The organism is Larkinella humicola (assembly GCF_008727875.1).
In the GTDB taxonomy this organism is placed as follows: Bacteria; Bacteroidota; Bacteroidia; order Cytophagales; family Spirosomataceae; genus Larkinella; species Larkinella humicola.
Genome location: NZ_VTWS01000002.1, coordinates 26,838 through 46,681, shown reverse-complemented (window position 1 = coordinate 46,681; position 19,844 = coordinate 26,838). Strand labels below are relative to the sequence as shown.

Below are 19,844 nucleotides of genomic sequence, written 5' to 3'. Positions count from 1 at the left end.
GGCCTGGCAATGCCGGAGTGTTACATCAAATTTAGTTGAACCACGACCGACAGGAACTGGTAGCAACCCGCTTTGATTTTAGAAAACTCGTCGGATAAACCGGTAAATTGGCTGGGAATGGCCGTGTAACGGCCAAAACGGGATTCTCCGCAGGGAAGCGACCTGTCTGAAACACAGGAAGAACGGTCGCAGATCAGGTCGGTATGCAGGCGCGTGAACCACACTTTCAGCCGTTTCAGATTCTGCTGGTAATCGAAAGCGCGTTGGCGCAGATTCTGGTGGTTAAATTGCTCCAGGACATCATCCAGGAGGGTCATCAACTGCTCAATTTCCTGTTCGTAACTGGTCAGGGTAAGGGCCCACCGCTTGTTTTCGGAATGACAATTTTCCAGTTGATACGTCTCCAGATCGGCAATTGAATTCTTTAGCGGTTCCATCGTATTCATATTTTCCGTAAAGCTGCCGGTTCGCCCGGACCTTTGCCATGACATTCGTCAGTTTTTGACGTGAGGATTGTTACTTCGGGGCAAAACAGAGATCATCCGGTCAGCTAACGGATCTCATCCCCGGATTGTCTTTTCGCAGCGACTTTTGTGTATCAATTATTCCTTACGACGATGAACACGAAACTCGCTTTCCCAACCCACTCTGTTGCCGATCAGCCTTCTGCGTTAAACTGGCGTACCCGGTATAACCGTGCCCTAAGCGTTCTGGAAACCGGCGATTACCGGTTTACGGTCATGGTTGCCCTACTGATTATCCAGAGTTGCATCATAACCCCGGCTTCGTTGCTGGTTTTTCAATATTTTGATTTCGGTTACAGCGACATTTTCGCGGGGATCGCGGTAGTCAGTTTCTTCGTCGTACTGGTTTCTAATTTGGGACTCCTGTCCGTACGGTTCTGTGTCCAGCTTTTCATTGTTAACGTACTGATCCACCTTGTGATGCTGGCGATCCATTTCCTGCACTAAGCATTTTCTGCTAGGGCTTCATCTATTTCCTGAAAGCGTTATATTTGTTGGAATATAACGCGGATCATAACTTGACAGGATGAAGCCTATTGTAACGTATATGATCGCAGGATTATTCCTGTCGATAGCCCTGCTTCCCCCGGTTTGGGCGCAATCAGCAACCGGGACAGAATCCCGGATTTTGCCACGCAACCCATTCTCCTGGCCGACAGCGTCGATGGCACACCGTTGCCTGCGGGAGTTGGTCCCTATCGCGTCGTTGTTCCGGGTGAGAAGAAACCCGCTCGCTGGGTGCGCGGAGTGAAATCGATCGAGATACGGGTTTCCCACTAAAAAGATACCCCCTGACCATACCGAAGGATCAGGGGGCGTAGAGCTGTTGCCGGTTAAATAAAGGGTTGTGGTTGTGGGGTTTGGATATGTACCGCCGACTTGATCCGGTTTTGGAGTTCCAGATCCAGAATTCGGGCGTACTCCGTCCATTCTTTATCGGCAGCTGTAAAATCGTCCCCTCTTTCTTTTTCCTCCGCTTTGTAATGCTTCTCGGCATCTTTCACATACGAAGCCGCCAGATTGATGGCATAGGAATACATTTTCTGAATTTCATCGAACGAAAGGTCATTTAGATTTTTCATGGGTCTGTGTCTGGTATACGTTCTTAACTACCGGACACCTCGAAATGTTAAGCCAACCTTTGGGGCGATTTCTTTCTTACTTTTGCTCAGACAAGCACTTGTAAAAACCGGTAAAGCGTATGGAGGTTACCCTGTTGGCTTTGGGCCTGAGCCTTATTTTGTTGTGGATCTTCAAACAACGGCGTAAAATCACCCAACGCATTTATTTGTTTGCCGGGCTGATCCTGATTATTGCCTACTGGTTTATCCGTTTCTGGTAAGAAAGGAAAAGAAACCGGGAAGGGCATCGGTAAGCCCTCCCCGGTTTGATCAATGCAATTTGTCGGGACCGATGGGGGCAGGCACGGCATTTTTGACCGGCTTTGTGCTTTTCAGGTATTGAAATACCGCCTGAATGTCTTCTTCCGCCATGTCGGTGTAGTTGAACCAGGGCATGGGAGGCAGCAGCGGTCGGGCCGTGGCAAGCCCTTTGGATTTGCCCTGGGTCAGCGCCGTTTTAAATTGCTGGTAGGTCCAAGTGCCGATTCCGGTGGCGTCGGAGGTAAGGTTTGCCGCAAAACTAACGCCCCAGGGGCCAACGGCCGACGTTCCATCGGGGCCAAACAGCATCCAGCCGTTCTTCAGGGCCTCCGGCACCACCTTGCCAACCGGCCGATCGGCCGGATAGCCGGATAAATGCAGTTCCGGAATGACCTCCGGGCCCTGGGCCCCCATCCGCTTGGGAGAATGACAATCCTGACACCCCAGAATGCCAACCAGGTACTTCCCGCGTTTGATTGTGGCATCATCGGATCGGGAAAAGCTCCTTTTGTTTTTTTCGGGCATTCCGTCATTTCTGGTAAAACCGGCCAAAAGAGACACGCAAAGAAGGGCAATCGGGAATACCGCCAGGTGAAGTTTTTTCATAAAATGTTTGAATGGATAACGATCTGGAAATAGGGACGAACAGAAATCGGTCGAACGGATGATCGCTATTGCATCATCATCAGACCCTCGAGGCTCACCTGGATGTCGTCTCCCACCTGTTTAATGGTGTATTGCATCGGATAATAACCCGCCTTGGCAAACTTGGCCGGCACCGGTACACTCTTGGAAAGGTTGGGTTTGTTCTTCAAAAACTCGTGCGCAACCATCGGTTCGATGAAGGTGACTTTGCCGTCGTAGGAACCGAAAATTAAGGTTTCGGTAAACTTGCCCGTACCGGCCAGTTCGGGGGACGCGGGGTTGGCCCAGTGTACGCCCATTTCCGGCACACCGGCGGGCAGACGGATGTAGGTACTGGGCAGATAACCCGCTGGGGGCAGGTTGTCGAATTTCGCTTTAGCGGCTTCATAAACCGGAATGGCTTTCCGCTCGGCCAGAGGCTGCATGTAGAAGTGCATGTCGAAATGCCCCACGTCGTAGACGCCCGGAGGCTCGTGTCCGGTGTGCAGATAATCGAGCATGATGTGATCGAATGGCGTTTTGCCCACCGCTTCGGTCGGTAGGCTCAGCACCAGTGCTACTCCGCCGTGTGGCAGGTTGTCCAGCGCCCCTTTGGTGAGGGTGAATCCAATGGCAGTAGGTTTGTTGTCGGTGGTAAATTTCACCCAGGAATAGGCTTTGCCATTGCCCAGCGCCTGTTCGGTTCCTTTGTAGGTCGGGGCAACCGCAACCGTATCGTCGTTGTCGTCACAGCCCGTCAGAAAGAGCAGGGCCAGCACTGGAAGTGTAAAAAGTCTTCTCATGATAGAGTGAGCATTTTTTTAGGTTGAGAATGGATAATCCTGCGGTTTAGACCCGGTAGGGTTACGGAACAAATTTGGAGATTTGTGAGGAGCGGGGGTTAGCTCAAAACAGACATTCTTTGTCTCATTTTCGACAAAATAGGTTCCAGAGGGCAGAATGGCCCTCTTTTCGTTTTGTTTTGCAAACGCGAAGGCCTCACTGTAGTGGATCGAACAAGCCTGATTTTTTGATTGGAGAATTGCAGGATATTAGCATTCTAGTGGCTTATGTTACCATTTTGGGCAATATTGGTTACATTGGCACCCGAATTGTTTGAGTATTTCTAAATTTATAAGTAAAATTACTCTAACGTGTAACTTTAAAATTAACTAGCCCTCCGTTTCCCATGTTTGAATCCATTCGCTCATACCTCCGATTGAGACGACTTGCCAAAGCTTTGCATGAATCCCAGGACAATCAGTACACCAATCAAATCGATGCCATGCGGGCCTGTAATCGCTTGTTTCGCGATGGCGGAAAGGAATATTCAGTCGTCAAACATAAAAATGAACCCCTCTTCTGGGTGGTCTCCAAAAAGTCGGCAGAAGCCCTGGTGAAAGAAGGGCACCAGATTTTGAAGCCGTATAAATAACGGAAAAATTACTTACCAATTGGTGCGTTTAATCAAGGAAAACCGGCTGGCTGACCAGACCTACCGTAACTTCTCATTATCAAGGTGCCGGGTGGCATCCCGGCTGGTTTTCTTTTCCATATTTTTTTGAAAAGCCGCCGTCAAGTCAACACCGGTTTGGTTGGCAAGGCAGATCAATACCCACAGGACATCGGCCATTTCGTCGCCGAGGTCTTTGTCCCGGTCGGATTCTTTTTCCGATTGTTCGCCATACCGGCGGGCGATGATCCGGGCCACTTCGCCAACTTCTTCGGTCAGCATAGCCAGGTTGGTAAGTTCGTTAAAGTAGCGGACACCGATGGTTTTAATCCATTCATCGACCGTGTTCTGAGCTTCGCGTAGTGTCATAAGAGGGGTAGGCAATGCCCCGGGAAGTGCCGATCGGTCGTTTTGACGGAAAGCCTGTCCGGGGGAATGCCTGCAAATCTAGACGTTTTTGAGCAAGACGCCCAACGCAAATTTATCCGCAAATAATACCAATTTTTGCAGGAATCGGTTAAGTTTGCTTCTCTTCTGCCTTTACTGGTTAGTTTGCACACGACTGATGAACGCCCACCCCGACACCTCGAACGACCTGATGCGCTGGAATGCTTTCCGGGAGGGAAGTGAGTCGGCTTTTGCGGCTTTGTATTCGGCGCATTACCGGCATCTGATCAACTACGGTCGGCGGTTTGGGGCCGATCAGGCCACCGCCGAAGATGCTATTCATGACGTGTTCATCGACTTGTGGAAGTATCGCCATACGCTGACGCAACCGCAATCCGTTCAATCCTATTTGCTGAAAGCTTTCCGCAACCGGCTGGTGACCCAGCTTGCCGAGCGACAGCGCCGGTTTGCCGAAACCGATGTGGAAGAGCAATTTGGTCTGTTACCAGCCGAACCCTCCGCCGAAGACCGGCTGCTGGAAGACGGACTGAATCAGGAACAGCAGGAGCACATGCAAAGCGCTTTCACGACCTTGTCGCCCCGGCAGCAGGAAATCCTCTATCTGCGGTATTTCACGGATTTGAGTTACGATGACATCTGCGCCGTGATGGGCATTACCTACAACACGGCCCGGACGCAGTTGTACCAGGCCCTGACCGCCCTCCGCAAACGCCTGCAGGCCAACTGGCCGGTTTTACTGTTGCTGCTGGGACTGTTTGTGAATCGATGATTCATTTTTTTTACAAATTTTTCCTCCGTTCATACTACAAAGTCCCCGGTTTCTGCTCTTACGGTTGATTGACCCTTCAACACGGCATGAAACCGCTGGAACATTACGCTACCCTCGAAGCCATTGACCTCGCCCGGGACCCCGACTTTCAGGCGTGGATTCTTGCCCCAACGTCGGAAACGAATCGGTTCTGGGCGTCGATGAAAACCCTCTATCCGCAGCAGCAAAGCACGGTTGAGCAGGCCCGTATGCTGGTGATGGGTCTGGAGCCGACCTGGCAGGAACTGCCCGAAAGCATGGTGCAGGCTTCTTTTCAACGGCTTCGTCAGAAGCAACTTGCGCTGCAACCCGAACCCCGGCGGATGGTTCTAAGAGCGGTTTTTTACCCGTATGCGGCTGCCGTCACCCTGCTGCTGCTGGCGGGTGTAAGCTGGTGGTTGTATAAAGGGACGAATGCACCGATTGCCTACCAAACCGCTTACGGCCAGATTCGGACAGTAACCCTGCCGGATGGTTCGGTGGTGACGCTAAACGCCAATTCAACGCTGCAAATGGCTAGCGACTGGCAGACGGAAGGCCGTCGGGAGGTGCAACTCACAGGCGAGGCTTTTTTCGATGTCAGTAAAAAACCGCTGGGAAAACGCATGCCGTTTGTGGTTCATACCGGTGCTGCCGACGTGGTGGTATTGGGCACGCGCTTCAACGTGAACACCCGCCGGACCCGCACGCAGGTGGTTTTGCAGGAAGGCACGGTAAAGCTGGCGTTGCAGAAACAACCCGACGTGCTGATGCAACCGGGTGATCTGGTGGAAACAACGAGCGGAAAAACTGCCATCCGCCGGGAGCGGGTCGATGCCGATCGTTACGTGGCCTGGCGCGACAATTTGCTGGTGATGGAAGAGGAACGACTCGCCGAAATTATCCAGCAATTGAATGATGAGTACGGACTCAACGTATCGATTACCAACAAGAAGCTGCTCAACGAACGCTTTACAGGATCTGTACCGGCCAACAAGCCGGAGTTGTTGCTGCGGCTGCTCGCCGAAGCTTTTCGCTTGCGAATTGATAAACAGGACAATCAAATCGTTTTATCCAACTACAAAGATGAATAAACCCCTACCAACCCTAATCCGACTGGCGATTTTGGGCCTGTGGTGTCTGACGACCACGGCTGAAGCGCAGATGCTGGCATCGACCACGGTTCCCCGGCAGTCCTCTTCGATGCAGGAGTTTCCCCGGAATGCCCGCACCGGCAACCCAACAGTCCGTTCGCTGAGCGATGTGCTGCGCGACCTGGAAAAGAAATACGGAATCAAGTTTGCGTTTCAACGGAAAACCCTGCGTGACAAGACCGTGAGCCTGCCCTTGCCCGAAACGGCCGACCGGGAAGCGGTTTTGAAAGCCGTTCTGAAACCCAACAACCTTACTTTCCGTAAAGTCGATGACTATTATTACGTGATTGTCGACGCGGACGAGGCCACGAGCCGGTTGGCTCCGTTTGTTGCGCCCCTGGAAAACAGCCAACTGGTACAGTCCCGGCCGGGCGCATTACCCGATGAACGCCTGAACTTTGCCGTTTCATCGGCGCTGGTGATGCGTCAACCGGTGGACGTGCGTGTTCAGGAACGCCGGGTATCGGGTCGCGTAACGGCGGAGGAAAACGCCGACGGTTTGCCGGGCGTTAGCGTGGCGCTGAAAAACACTACCCGCGGAACAACCACGGACGCTTCGGGTAATTTTGCCTTTTCGATTCCGAACGAAGGCGGAACTCTGGTGTTCAGTTTCATCGGGTATCTGACGCAGGAAGTGCCAGTCGGCAGTCAGTCGACGGTTAATGTGGTCTTGAAACAATCCGACCAGACGCTGAGTGAAGTGGTGGTGGTGGGGTATGGAACGCAGCAAAAGCGGGATGTAACCGGCTCCATTGCGTCGATCAGTACCAAAAATATTAAGGATCAGCCGGTTCCAAACATTGTTGAAGGCTTAACGGGCCGGTTACCGGGGGTATTGATTCAGCAGAGCACCGGAGCGCCGGGCAACAGCCCCTCCATCAAAATCCGGGGGTTGGGGTCGATCAGTGCCGGCAATGGGCCGCTGGTCGTTATCGACGGGCAACCGCTGAACTCGGGCGATCTGGCCAACGGCGGTGGGCTCAACCTGTTGAATCCAAACGATATTGATAAAATCGACATCCTGAAGGATGCGTCGGCCACGGCCATTTACGGTTCGCGGGGTGCCAACGGCGTCGTCGTCGTGACCACCAAACGCGGCAAATCGGGTCAGGCGCGGTTGAATTTCGATTATTATACCGGCGTTCAGCAGATTACCAAGAAAATGGACATGCTCAATTCGCAGCAGTTTGCCGAGTTTTCCAAAGAAGCCTTCAATACGGCGTATCTGGAACGGGTAACGGGGGCAAAAATTGAGGACCCAAACAGTGCCCGCCCGGCGGGACAGCGGTATCGGTATCCGCGTGGAGAAATCGGTGGTGTCAATTTTGACAGCCCGGGCAGTTTGCCGACGTACGATTACCAGGATATGATTTTCCAGAATGCCCCCATCAGCAGCTACCAGCTAACGGCTTCGGGCGGCAGCGACAAAGTGCAGTACATGGTATCGGGAAACTACCTGAAACAGGATGGCGTCGTCAAACGTTCGGGAATCGACCGCTACACGGTTCGGACCAACATCGACGCGCAGATTACGTCGTATCTGAAAATGGGGATCAGTCTGAGTCCTTCGTTTTCGGTGGAAGACCGCGTCAATACCGACGGCCACTGGGCCAGCAACGGGGTGATCAATGCCGCGTTGAGTTTGCCGCCTTTCGTTCCGATTTACCAGCCGGGGACGTCGGTTTATAACTCCCAGGCTTTTTATGCCGCTCCCTACGACTGGCCGGGCATCACCAACCCGGTAGCCAATATTTACGAAATCGACAACAAACTCCGCACCACGCGTTTGCTGGGAAATGCCTACGCGGAGGTGAAACTGCCGTTGGGGATTCTGTATCGTGGAACCATCGGTGGCGACGTGCGGCAGGCCCGGCAGAATTACTACCAGACCTCCTCGCTGCCACTAAACCAGTTGCTGCCGCCAACGGCCAATGCCGCCTATTCGGAAACCGTTCAGGAACTGAACTGGGTGACGAACCATACGCTGAATTACCTGAAACAAATCGGCGAAACCCACCGCTTCGACATTCTGGTGGGCCTGGAAAGCCAGAAAAATGATTTCGAACGCAGCCGGATCGACGCCAATAACTTCCCGAACGACCTGGTGCGGACGGTGAATGCCGGAACGATCATCGGGACGAATTCGGGCCGAAACTTCAGCGATCAGTGGTCCCTGGCGTCGTATTTTGGCCGGGCTGCGTATTCGTTCAAAGACCGCTACCTGGTCAACGCGTCCTTCCGGCGCGATGGATCGTCGCGGTTTGGCAGCAAAAGCCGCTGGGGTACGTTTCCTTCCGGTTCGGTGGGCTGGCGGGTGTCGGAAGAGTCGTTCCTGAAAAATAACCGCATCGTTTCGGAATTGAAACTCAAAGCGAGCTATGGGATTTCGGGCAACAACGCCTTCACGAGCAACTACCCGGCCATCGGTTTATTAGGGCCCGACAACTACGTGCTGGGCGGGGCTTTGGCGAACGGTCTGGCCGTCAACTCCATCGGAAACGAAAACCTGACGTGGGAAAAAAGCCGGCAAACTGACGTTGGGCTGGAACTCGGGTTGCTGAGCAACCGCATATTCCTGACGGTGGACTATTACAAACGCATCACGACCGATCTGTTGCTGGCCGTGCAGGTGCCAACGCTGACCGGTTTTTCATCGGCGGTGAAAAACATCGGCAAGGTTGAGAACAAAGGTCTGGAAGTGGCCTTGAACACCCGCAACCTGACCGGAGCGCTCACCTGGACCACGGACCTGAACATTTCGTTTAACCGAAACAAAGTGCTGGCACTCGGACCCACAGGCGACCCCATACGCAGCGGAACGGGCGTTGGTGAGTCGAACATCACCATGATCGGTCAGCCGCTGGGAAGTTTTTATGGCTACAACCAGCTCGGCGTGTTTCGCGACCAGGCCGATCTGGATTCGTATCCTCACTTTGCGGACAGCCGCCCCGGCGACGTGAAATACGAGGATGTGAATAAAGACGGAAAAGTGGATGCCAACGACCGGACGCTGATCGGCAACAACCAGCCGGACTTCATTTACGGGATCACCAACAACTTCAGTTTCAAGGGATTTGATCTGGGTGTTGTCATTCAGGGAATTCAAGGCGCTACCATTCTGAACCTGTCGCGCCGGTTTTACGAAAACCTGGAAGGCAACGCCAACTCGCTGACGACGGTGCTCAACCGCTGGCAGTCGCCGACTCAGCCCGGCGATGGCACCACGCCCCGCGCCAACACCCGCTCAACGGGGAACAACAACGCCATTTCGTCGCGGTGGGTAGAAGATGCCAGTTATTTCCGCATTCGGAACATCACGCTGGGCTACAACATCCCGAAAACGCTGATTCAGCGCGTCAAGATTCAGAGCCTGCGGTTGTATGGCGGGGTGCAAAACGTGCTGACGGTTTCGAAATACCTGGGCTACAATCCGGAAGTGAGTGGGTATGAAGGCCCGCTGACCGGTGGAGTCGATTACGGCAGCTACCCGCTGGCCCGTACGTACACGATTGGCGTAAACATTGGTCTTTAATTCTCAAACTTCCATGAAACGGAAATTCCTATTTGCTATCTTTTTTAGCCTCGCCCTGACGAGTTGTAAGGATGAGTTTTTGGCCTTATCGCCTATTTCTCAGGCCAGTACGGCTACTTTCTACCGAACCGGTTCCGACCTGCTGAATGCCCTGAACGGTGCCTACGGTTCCCTGCAATCCGGGGGTCAGTATGGCCAGTTTTACGTGGTTTCGGAAATACCATCCGACGATACGCGGCCGGTTCTGTCGGGTTCGGTGACGGACCAGGATGAGTTCGATAAATTTTACCAGCGAACCACCAATCCGTTCCTGGCGTCCCGCTGGAGCGATGGTTACCGGGGCATCTACCGTTGCAACGCGATCATCGACCGCAGTGGTGGTGTGACCATGAATGAGGATCAGAAAAAACGGGTTGTCGGCGAAGCCAAATTTTTGCGGGCGCTGATGTATTTCAATCTGGTTCGGGTTTTTGGTGACGTCCCGCTGATTGTGAAAGAAATTATCGATCCGCAGGAAGGATACGAGTACGGCCGGTCGCCGGTGGCAGATGTCTATGCGCAGATTATCAAAGATTTGACGGATGCCGAAGGCGCGCTGGGCGTTAGCTACACCGGTGCCGATGTGGGCCGGGCCACGCGCGGAGCCGCCAAGGCATTGTTGGGAAAAGTGTATCTGACGCAAAAAAAATACGTCGAAGCGGCTGCCAAATTGAAGGAGGTGATCGATGCCGGAACGTATGACTTGCTACCCAGTTATGCCAGCGTTTTTCTGGCATCGGGAAAAAACCACAAAGAGTCCATCTTTGATGTTCAGTATAAAAAAGGAAGCATTGGCGAAGGCAGCGGTTTTGCCAATGCCTACGCGCCGGAAAACTCAGGTAACGCGGTGATTCAGTTTGGCGGGGGCGGCAACAACCAGCCCACGGCCGACCTGATCGCGGCTTATGAGCCCGGCGATCTGCGGAAAGACGTGTCGCTGGCCACCAGTTACGTCAACGCCAGCGGGGTGAAAGTGGATTATAATTTTGTGCGGAAATACCGGGATGCGCCGGTGATCAACGGAGATTCGGAAGACAACTGGCCGGTGTTGCGGTATGCCGACGTGCTGCTGATGTATGCCGAAGCGTTGAATGAAACCGGAAAAACCGCCGAAGCTCTGCCCTTCTTAAACCGCATTCGTACCCGCGCCGGACTGGCCGCCAAAACCGCGGCTGATGCCGGAACACCTGCCGCCATGCGTCTGGCAATCGAGCAGGAAAGGCGGATTGAACTGGCCTTCGAAGGCCACCGCTGGTTCGATCTGGTCCGGACGGGCCGGGCGCTGGATGTGCTGAAAGCGAAGGCCACGGCCATTGGCATCAAAACGAACTTGACCGAGAGCAATCTGGTCTTCGCCATTCCGCAGAGCCAGATCGACATCAACCCCTCGAAGGTGAAACAGAACGCGGGGTATTGATTGGAGGTGAGCAAAGAGAGGTGACAAAATAATACGCTCACCTCTTTTGTTACCTCTCTTTGTGCTAGCCAGTAGATTATTGATCATCAGCGGCTTTGGGTGTTTGAATCATCAGCACCCAAAGCCGCTTTTGTATGCATCGACGCAATTTTTTGAAAACAACCGCCGTGGCCGGTTTGGGCGGACTGACGTTTGGGCAGGCTGCTGGGAAACCGCTGGAGGTTCCGGTTCGGGCCCTGACGAAAGGCCCCGGTTTTCACTGGTTTGGGTATTATGACAAACGCCAATTTGATCCGTCGAATCGCTACGTGTTGGGGATGAAAGTTGGCTTTGAAGGCCGTTCGCCGGTGGGCGATGATGTCATCCAAATTGGCCTGATCGATTTGCAGAAAAACGATTCGTGGACGGAGCTGGGCGAAAGCCGGGCGTGGGGCTGGCAGCAGGGCTGCATGTTGCAGTGGGTGCCGGGTTCGGCGTCGGAAGTAATCTGGAACGATCGCGTGGGCAATCAGTATGTCAGCCACATCGTCGATGTGTTCACCCGCAAAAAACGGACGTTGCCGATGGCGGTGTACGCCCTGAGTCCGGACGGTAACTGGGCCATCGGCACGGAGTTTAGCCGGATTCAGGATTTGCGACCCGGGTACGGGTATGCCGGGATTCGCGATCCGTATTACGATGTCAAGGCGCCGAAGGAAATCGGTTTGTACCGGATGGATTTAAAAACCGGTACGACCAACCTGCTTCTGTCGCTGGCCGACGCGGCTTCCATTCCGCACAACGGCGCATCGGTGGGAGATAATTTTCACTGGTTCAATCATTTACTGGTCAATACGGATGGGTCCCGGCTGACGTTTCTGCACCGCTGGCGGGCCAAACGCGAAGACCGGCAGGTGATGGCCCGGACCAACTTCGTCACCCGCATGTTTACGATGAATCCCGACGGCACCGACCGCTTCATCATCGATCCCTCCGGTTTTACGTCGCACTTCATCTGGCGCGATCCGACCACCATCTGTGCGTTTACAAAACCGGAAGGCCAGCCGCAGTCGTTCTATCTGCTGGGCGATAAAACCGGTAAAGTAGAGCCGATTAAGTCCGACAAGATGCCCGTCAACGGCCACCAGACGTATGTGCCGGGGCGGAACAACGAATGGCTGTTGAACGACAACTACGCCAATGCCAAAAGCCGGGATCAAACACCCTACCTCTATCACCTGCCCACCGACCGGCGGATCGACCTCGGGCATTTCCCGGCCGGGGAGAGCTATGTGGCCGAGTGGCGTTGCGATTTGCACCCCCGCACAAGCAACGACGGCAATTTCGTTTGCATCGACTCCACCCACGGCGGCAACGGCCGGCAATTGTATCTGCTGGATTTGCGGACGGTTTGGAAGGGATAGAAGGGGAAAAGAATGTGAAATAACGCAAACTGTGAGATTACTGACCCCGGAGGGGTCCAATGTTAATAGCACATGCGTATTCTGAGCACTCCCGGCGTGCCGGAGGTACGCTATATAGGCTTAGTTGCGTACCTCCGGCACGCCGGGAGTGCTCAGAACACGCATGTGCTATTAACATTACGTGCCGCTGCCACTTAAACAACTGTTAGACAAGGGCATCATCTAATAGTTGGCGTTCATCATTCTTCATTTATAATTCCCTTCCTTTTCACTCCTCAAACGCCAGTTCCCGCAGCATATCCATCGTTACGTGGTCCAGAACCCGCTGGTGGGTGCTGGCCAGCAGAACCGGGGGCGCAACGCCCGCTTCGTAGGCTTCGCGCCAGCGGAGGACATGAAGGCACCAGCGGTCGCCGGGCTTCAAACCGGGAAACCGCAGTTCGGGTCGGGGGGTGATCAAATCATTGCCCCGGCTGCGGGAAAACTTCAAAAACTGCTGGGTGATGATGGCACAAACCAGGTGGTGCCCCTCATTTTGTTCATCGGTGCGACAAAAACCGTCGCGGAAAAAGCCGGTTACCGGACTGGTGCAACAGCATTCTAAGGGCGTACCGTAAACGTTCGTGGCAGACATGGATTCAGCACAAAAAGTGGACGACCAAGTTAGCGGATAATGGCCTTGATCACAACCGGCTGGTGGTCGGACGGATACCGCTGGTCTTTGGCGTCGGTCAAAACGCCGTATTTTAGCACGTCAATGCCTTTTTTGACGAAAATATAGTCGATGCGGTTTTTCATGGGCGCGTCGAACTTGAAGCTGTTGAACGTGCCTACGGGTCCGTAGGGCGGCTGGGCCGTGGCCTTGTACGAATCGCTCAGGATGGTTTCGATGGCTTTCACCTGCTCGGTTTCGGGCGTCGAGTTCAGGTCGCCCACCAGTACGACTGGTTCGTCTTTCGCGATTTCCTTTATTTTCTGCACCATCAGTTTGCCGGATTCCTGCCGGGCTTTCACGCCCTGGTGATCGAAGTGAACGCTGAAAAAGTAGAACTTCTTCTTCGTGGTTTTATCCCGGAACTGCGCCCACGAACAAATGCGGTTGCAGCAGGTGGCATCCCAGCCTTTGCCGGGTTTGTCGGGCGTTTCGCTCAGCCAGAAATTACCGGATTTCAGAATTTCAAAGCGGTCTTTTTTGTAGAAAATGGCCGAATGTTCCCCCGCTTGTTGTCCATCATCGCGCCCGGCCCCAAAAAAGGCAAATTCGGGCAGTTCAGCAATCCCGTCCAACTGATCCCGCAGGGCTTCCTGGGTGCCAAAAATATCGAATTCGTGGAACCGAATCAGGGCCTTGACCTCTTCCTTCCGGTTGGGCCAGGCGTTGATGCCGTCATTTTTGGTGTTGTAGCGGATGTTGTACGTAGCAATGGTAATCGGCGTGTCTTTCTGGGAAAAACCGTCTTGAATGATTATAAAGGTGCAAAGCAGGAGTAGGATCGTTTGTTTCATGTTTTGAGGATTAGTTTTACAAATGTTTCGCAGAGTTTAGCGGAGCAAATCAGAGTTTATCGGAGAAAAAAAGCAATTTCTTCCTCTGATAAACTCTGATTTACTCCGCTAAACTCTGCGAAATAACTCTTTTTTCTCTATTACCACCCCGGATTCTGGCCGATGGCCGGGTTCAGCAGCCGGTCGTTTTCCGGGATGGGGTAGAGGTAATATTTATCGTTCCACTTCCGCGGAATGTTGCTCAGCCACGTCAGTTCGCCCGAGGTGTCGTTCGACAACCGCTGCGGATTCGGCACGCCATTGACGGTTTCCGCGACGTTGATGTAGGTGACGCCCGCCAGTTGCGTCGCCGGTTTCACTTTGTAGAACACCACGTCGTTTTTGCCGTCTTCGTTCAAATCCATCGGTTTGTCGAGGGCCGGAACATAAAAACCGTTCCAGACCTGCTCCATCAGCTCCCCGCGTTTCCAGCGAATCAGATCCGGGAAACGGAAGCCTTCCAGCGCCAGTTCGATGCCCCGTTCGCGCCGGATTTCCAGCAGCGAGGGGTCCGAGATGCCGGGGAAATAAGTGGCTTGCAGGTACGGATCGGCCACGGTTGGTTTGGCCGTTAAACCGCCCGTAATACCGGCCCGCTTCCGCAACGCACCCACGGTTTTGGTCCAGTCAGCATCCGTAAAGGTACCGAGTTCCGCTTTGGATTCGGCATAATCCAATAAGATTTCCGCGTAGCGCATGATCGAAATCGAATTATCGTTTCGGGTTCCGCCGTCGGCATAGGTGTCGTCAAGCGTCCATTTGATCGGCATATACCCGGTATAGGTGTACGAGAAAACCGGGGGCGCGGGTTCCACCGCTCCGCCATTGACGCGGGTGTAGTTGCCCGACCGGATGGTTTGCGGCAGTCGTTTGTCACGCCCTTTCACTTCCTCCATAAACGTTAGGGTTTTATACCCGGCTTTGCTGGTAAACGGTGTTCCGTCGAGGTTCAGATACGTATTGACAAACGTCCGCGTCAGGCTGACACGCGCGCCATACGTCGCACTGGTCCACCACCAGTTGGCATCGTTAAAAACGCTTAACGCCGGATCGACAACGGCGGATAACATGATTTCATTCGTTACGGGCGTCTTGTTGATGAACAATTGCCGGTACGATTTGTCAGTGCCACCGGCTTCGTTCAGCGAAAAACCGCCGTCGTTCATCACCGCTTCGGAAGCTGCAACCGCTTCCGTCAGCCACTTTTCGGCGGTGCTTTCGAGTTTGTACGACGTCTGGTATTTCCGGAATGTGCCTTCGAACAGACAGATTCGGGATTTATAGCCGTTGGCGACGGATTTGGTAATGAGCGTACGCGAGTTGTCGGAGGTTGTGCGGATATTCTGCGTCGCGTAATTCAAATCGGCCAGCACAGAATCCATCACCATCACGCGCGAATCCCGGCCTTTGTACAAATCCTGATCCGTCACACCCATCGCCTTGTTGATCCAGGGCACATCCCCAAACCGCTTCACTTTGTCGAAGTAAAACAGGGCGCGGAAAAACCGGGCCAGTCCGATGTAATGCCGCCGGACGTCGGCTGGAATGGCGGGATTGGTCGCGTTTTCGATGAAGTAATTGATGTTCCGCAGAGCTGTCCACGACCAGCCGGAACTTTGGCGCGGACCGTAAGCTCCGTCGCGAATCAAGTCCGGCACCTGCGTCCGGGCTGCAAAATCGGCCATTTCGTCGCTCCGGATGATGTCGTTGGCGGTTGGCAGGTTATCGTAAAACGAATTGGCGTATAATTCCAGTCCTCGTTCACTGCTGAAAACGGAGTTTTTAGAGGCCGTAGATTCCGGAATCTGCTCCAGTTCGCTGCATCCGGCGAAAAGCAGACCAGCCAGAAGAAGTCCTATGTGTTGTAATTTCATGGTGTTGCTGGTTGTAAGATTAAAAAGTAACGGACAGGCCCATCGTGAAACTCTTCAGAATCGGGTAGTTGTGCCCGTTTCCACTCGTTCCGCTGGTCAATACCCGGTCCGATTCCGTCGCACTTTCCACGTCCAGATCTTTCGTGCGTTTGTAGAGCGCGGCCCACGTCCAGATGTTTTCGGCCGACACAAACACCCGGGCGCTGCTCATCCCGGCTTTGCTGATGAGCAGTTTCGGCAGGCTGTAGCCCAGTTGAACGTTTTTCAGCCGCAGGTAAGCCAGGCTCTGGAGGTATTTGGTTTGCTCCTGGCGCAGTTCTCCCGCGCCGTTCTGGGCTACGTAACCCCGGGGCCGGGGCAAGTAGGCATTCGGGTTAGCTTCCGACCACATGTTGTCGAGGTGCCAGGTCGGAATCCGGTTGTAGGGGCGGTTGTAGGCTCCCCAGAACGTGCCGGCTTCCGCCCCCGGCCACCAGTCCTGTTTGCCAACGCCCTGAAAGAAAGCCGAGAAGAAGAAATTGTTCCAGTCGGCGTTCAGCATAATCCCGTAGGTGTAGCGGGGTGTCGAGTTGCCGATGATGGTTTTATCACCTGGTTTGTCCACGGTGTTGTCGCCCGGATCGATCACGCCGTCGCCGTTGATGTCCCGGAATTTGATGTCGCCCGGCAGCAACTGGTTGGTGTTGGAAGCTTTGTACAGCGTCTGCTTGGCGGAATTCTTAATGTCGTCGGCAGAGGTGAAAAATCCTTCGGTCGTATAGCCCCAGATTTCGCCCACGGTCTGACCGGCGTAATAATCCGTCAGTCGTCTATTGGGGTTGTTATACTTGTCGATCTTCGCCGTATAATCGGCCATCGTCAGCCGGACTTCGTAGCCGAACGGTTTGCCACCCACATTGGCCTTATCCCGCCAGGCCAGAACCGCTTCCCAGCCTTTGGTGGTCAGGTCGGCGTAATTTCCTTTCGGAACGTCGGTTCCAAAAACCGCAGGCAGCGTCATGCCAACCGTAAACATATCCGTCGTTTTCCGAACGTACGCATCTGCCGTCAGCGTCAGGCGGTTGTTGAGCATACCCAAATCCAGACCCAGATCGGCGGTGGTGGACGTTTCCCAGGTCAGCCCGTCGGGTATGACACTCGGCTGGCCGGTTCGCTGGGGCCGCACGCCGTTTAGAATCCGGCCCGACTGCGAAATGGAGAATTTTTCCTGGAATGAGTATGAATCGATCGTGCCATTGCCCAGCGAACCATAGGAACCTCTGATTTTCAGGTCAGAAATGAACTTCGGCGATACTTTCCAGAAAGGCTCGTTGACCACGCGCCAGCCCGCCGAAACCGAGGGGAAAAAGGCATACCGCTGGCCGGACGGGAACTTGGACGAACCGTCGTAGCGACCATTCACCTCCAGCAGGTAACGGTCTTTGTAGGAATAATTCAGTCGGTAAAAACCGCCGACAATCGCCCATTTTTCCATGCCCCCGGCGGTGGTGATGGCCTGCCCCAGGGCCAGGTTGATGTCCTGCGCATCTTCATAAATCAACCCGTTCCGAACGGCTTCCAGTCGGCGGTAATTCGACGTCTCGTAGTTGTAGCCCACTAGCGCTTTCACGTAGTGATTCTCGTTAATTTTGGGTTCGTATTCGGCGTACAGGTTAGTCGCGGTATAGAGCGTTTCCCGGAAAATATTCTGGAGGTCGTTGGTGTTCGTGCCAACATATTCGATCACACCCGGTTTACGGCTGTACGGCACCGGAACGCGGGTGCGGTATTCGTTATTGTCGGTATTCTGAAACGTGAAGTTCCCGTTCACCCGAAGCTGGTTACCGAAGAAGTTGGTGGCAAAGTCGGCGGTGTTTCGAAAAACGCGCTTGTCCATATCGATGCCGTTTTTGCCGTACCAGAAATCGCCGACCGTATAAGCTGCTGAATACGAAAGCGTTCCGTCCGGATTAAACATCGGCGACATGTTGTGGCCTTCGTCCGAAATGTTCCGCCAGATGCTGCCCCCTTCACCGACGTTCAGCGGGTTGTGGTATTTCATGGACGAAAAATCGGCGTTGTTCGACACTTTCAACCACGGAAACACCTGAACCGATCCTTTGGCGCGTAAGCTGATGATGTTGTAATCATCGGAATTGTAGCGGAACAAACCCTCCTGGTTGTAATACCGCCCGGTTACGTAGAAGTCGGCCTTGCCGCTGCTTCCCGATACCGACAGGTTGTGCTCCGTGGCGCTGTTCTGCTTCTTATACAATTCTTTGTACCAGTCGGTGCTGTGGTAATAAACGTACTCGCCCGTGGCCGGATCGACTTCGGTTCGGGGCAGACTCGGATCGTTGTTGCGCCGTTCGAGTTCTGCCAGATAGGCCTGCGAAAACCGTACGGTTTTGTTGACGTTCTGGGGTGTTTGCGAGTAGTCGTTCCAGGCCGACCAGCTCTCGTTGAACATTTTGGCAAACGTATAACCGTTCGTTACGAAATCCGGAACGCTCGTCGGGCTTTTGATCGAGTGGTTCAGCGAGTAGGTCACGCTGGTGCGGTCTTTGGTCGGGCTTTTGGTCGTAATCAGCACCACACCAAACGCCCCCCGGGCACCGTAAATGGCTGCCGAAGCCGCGTCTTTCAGCACCGAAACGGTAGCGACATCGTTCGGATTAAGCCGACTCGGGTCGCCTTCCACCCCGTCGATCAGCACCAGCGCACTGCCGCCCTGACCAATCGAGGTGGTTCCCCGGATGTTATAGGACGGCGATTGGGTCGGTTTTCCGTCACCCATTTTCAGGTTCAGGTTCGGAATTGTACCCTGCAATCCTTGTGTGAGGTTGGGCAGCGACCGGTTTTCGAGGACTTCGCTCGTCACCTGATCGACGGCCCCGGTGAGGTTCACTTTCTTCTGCGTTCCGTACCCTACCACCACCACTTCATTCAGCGTTTTGGTATCCGGTTTCAGCGAAACGTTCAGGCTGGTGCGGTTGCCCACCGCCACTTCCTGCGACTCGTAGCCCACAAAACTGAACACGAGCACCGCGTCGGTGTTCGGAACAAGCAGTCGATAGGAACCGTCGGCACCAGTCGTGGTTCCTTTGGTCGTTCCTTTCAGTACCACGCTGACGCCCGGTATTCCTTCGCCTTTTTCGCCTTCCGTTACGCGTCCTTCAATGTTGACTTCAGCGGGAGCCGGTTTTTCCACCGCTTTCCGGTCCGACACCGGTCGGGTTTGCCCTCCGTAGGCGAGTGTTGTCTGGCTGTACCCCGAAGCCAGACAACCGGTCAGCAACAGGATCAGAAGACCGGTTTTTCGTATGCGTTTTTTCATAAAATGGATAGATAAAAAATTGGTTAGTTTATTTTCACAACGGTTGAATGGTAGGGTGAAATCAAAGCAACACTGCCCGGCACCTCATCGGGGATCGGGATGAATGCACTGATAATCAGACACCAGAATTGTGTGATTAAAGAAAGACTTTCTTAGATTATTTTACTCTATGAGATCACGTGATTTGATCATAAGATTACCATATGGTCTTCGCATGTACCCGGTGCGGGTCGTCTTTTGTAGGGTTTAGGAGCAGGAACGGTAAACTAAGACGTTAGTTTACGGCCAGAATTGAATTGCAGCGCCTTTTATTCAGATAATTGAGCATTGTTGCTCTTCGGGTTGCCGGTTTCAATTCGGCTGCGAAGTAAGGGGATAATTGAATT

At 53.7% G+C, this 19,844-nt stretch carries 18 protein-coding genes; 9 read left to right on the top strand and 9 right to left on the bottom strand.

From position 1 onward, the window contains the following. Positions 1–20: 20 nt before the first annotated feature. Positions 21–491 (bottom strand): hypothetical protein, encoded by a 471-nt coding sequence (locus tag F0P93_RS08240; RefSeq protein ID WP_150875915.1) that lies wholly within the window; start codon positions 489–491, stop codon positions 21–23. A gap of 126 nt (positions 492–617) precedes the next feature. Between F0P93_RS08240 and F0P93_RS08235 the strand changes: the two genes are divergently transcribed. Beyond that, positions 618–971, top strand: coding sequence for a hypothetical protein (locus F0P93_RS08235; RefSeq protein ID WP_150875914.1), 354 nt, complete (start codon positions 618–620; stop codon positions 969–971). A gap of 144 nt (positions 972–1,115) precedes the next feature. Further along, on the top strand, positions 1,116–1,304 hold the full coding sequence (locus F0P93_RS08230) for a molybdopterin-binding protein (RefSeq protein WP_191908757.1): 189 nt from the start codon (positions 1,116–1,118) through the stop codon (positions 1,302–1,304). Positions 1,305–1,357: 53 nt separating this feature from the next. Here the strand turns inward: F0P93_RS08230 and F0P93_RS08225 are convergent, their stop codons facing one another. Beyond that, positions 1,358–1,606, bottom strand: a complete 249-nt coding sequence (locus F0P93_RS08225; protein ID WP_150875913.1) for a hypothetical protein — start codon at positions 1,604–1,606, stop codon at positions 1,358–1,360. Between the two features lie 119 nt (positions 1,607–1,725). On the opposite strand from F0P93_RS08225, the gene F0P93_RS31475 reads away from it, so the two are divergent. Continuing rightward, positions 1,726–1,866, top strand: coding sequence for a hypothetical protein (locus F0P93_RS31475; protein WP_191908756.1), 141 nt, complete (start codon positions 1,726–1,728; stop codon positions 1,864–1,866). 49 nt (positions 1,867–1,915) lie between these two features. On the opposite strand, the gene F0P93_RS08220 is transcribed toward F0P93_RS31475, so the two are convergent. Beyond that, positions 1,916–2,512 (bottom strand): c-type cytochrome, encoded by a 597-nt coding sequence (locus F0P93_RS08220; protein WP_150875912.1) that lies wholly within the window; start codon positions 2,510–2,512, stop codon positions 1,916–1,918. Positions 2,513–2,577: 65 nt separating this feature from the next. Then, complete coding sequence (locus tag F0P93_RS08215) at positions 2,578–3,333, bottom strand: DUF5602 domain-containing protein (RefSeq protein ID WP_150875911.1); 756 nt, start codon at positions 3,331–3,333, stop codon at positions 2,578–2,580. A gap of 386 nt (positions 3,334–3,719) precedes the next feature. Between F0P93_RS08215 and F0P93_RS08210 the strand changes: the two genes are divergently transcribed. Continuing rightward, entirely contained in the window at positions 3,720–3,965 is a 246-nt protein-coding gene (locus tag F0P93_RS08210) for a hypothetical protein (RefSeq protein ID WP_150875910.1), read from the top strand. Positions 3,966–4,025: 60 nt separating this feature from the next. Here the strand turns inward: F0P93_RS08210 and F0P93_RS08205 are convergent, their stop codons facing one another. After that, entirely contained in the window at positions 4,026–4,352 is a 327-nt protein-coding gene (locus tag F0P93_RS08205; protein WP_150875909.1) for a nucleotide pyrophosphohydrolase, read from the bottom strand. A 196-nt stretch (positions 4,353–4,548) separates the two neighbouring features. Between F0P93_RS08205 and F0P93_RS08200 the strand changes: the two genes are divergently transcribed. The 5 genes from F0P93_RS08200 (at position 4,549) to F0P93_RS08180 (ending at position 12,723) form a co-directional block, all read left to right on the top strand. Continuing rightward, positions 4,549–5,160 carry an RNA polymerase sigma factor gene (locus tag F0P93_RS08200; protein ID WP_150875908.1) on the top strand — a complete coding sequence of 204 codons (612 nt, stop codon included), beginning with the start codon at positions 4,549–4,551 and terminating at the stop codon, positions 5,158–5,160. 86 nt (positions 5,161–5,246) lie between these two features. Next, positions 5,247–6,272 (top strand): FecR family protein, encoded by a 1,026-nt coding sequence (locus F0P93_RS08195; RefSeq protein ID WP_150875907.1) that lies wholly within the window; start codon positions 5,247–5,249, stop codon positions 6,270–6,272. Continuing rightward, entirely contained in the window at positions 6,265–9,864 is a 3,600-nt protein-coding gene (locus tag F0P93_RS08190; protein ID WP_225309413.1) for a SusC/RagA family TonB-linked outer membrane protein, read from the top strand. Before F0P93_RS08195 ends, F0P93_RS08190 begins: the two co-directional genes overlap by 8 nt. A gap of 13 nt (positions 9,865–9,877) precedes the next feature. Continuing rightward, the gene (locus F0P93_RS08185; protein ID WP_150875906.1) at positions 9,878–11,320 is read left to right on the top strand and encodes a RagB/SusD family nutrient uptake outer membrane protein; all 1,443 of its coding nucleotides are present in this window, start codon (positions 9,878–9,880) and stop codon (positions 11,318–11,320) included. A 134-nt stretch (positions 11,321–11,454) separates the two neighbouring features. Beyond that, a complete protein-coding gene (locus tag F0P93_RS08180) occupies positions 11,455–12,723 on the top strand; it encodes a twin-arginine translocation signal domain-containing protein (RefSeq protein ID WP_150875905.1) in 1,269 nt (422 codons plus the stop codon). Positions 12,724–12,991: 268 nt separating this feature from the next. Here the strand turns inward: F0P93_RS08180 and F0P93_RS08175 are convergent, their stop codons facing one another. The 4 genes from F0P93_RS08175 to F0P93_RS08160 all read right to left on the bottom strand — a co-directional run bounded on the left by F0P93_RS08175 (position 12,992) and on the right by F0P93_RS08160 (position 19,458). Then, complete coding sequence (locus tag F0P93_RS08175; RefSeq protein ID WP_150875904.1) at positions 12,992–13,357, bottom strand: DUF2237 family protein; 366 nt, start codon at positions 13,355–13,357, stop codon at positions 12,992–12,994. Positions 13,358–13,386: 29 nt separating this feature from the next. Continuing rightward, positions 13,387–14,229 carry an endonuclease/exonuclease/phosphatase family protein gene (locus F0P93_RS08170; RefSeq protein WP_150875903.1) on the bottom strand — a complete coding sequence of 281 codons (843 nt, stop codon included), beginning with the start codon at positions 14,227–14,229 and terminating at the stop codon, positions 13,387–13,389. Between the two features lie 140 nt (positions 14,230–14,369). Further along, on the bottom strand, positions 14,370–16,142 hold the full coding sequence (locus F0P93_RS08165; RefSeq protein WP_150875902.1) for a RagB/SusD family nutrient uptake outer membrane protein: 1,773 nt from the start codon (positions 16,140–16,142) through the stop codon (positions 14,370–14,372). 19 nt (positions 16,143–16,161) lie between these two features. Continuing rightward, a complete protein-coding gene (locus F0P93_RS08160; protein ID WP_150875901.1) occupies positions 16,162–19,458 on the bottom strand; it encodes a SusC/RagA family TonB-linked outer membrane protein in 3,297 nt (1,098 codons plus the stop codon). Positions 19,459–19,844: the final 386 nt, after the last annotated feature.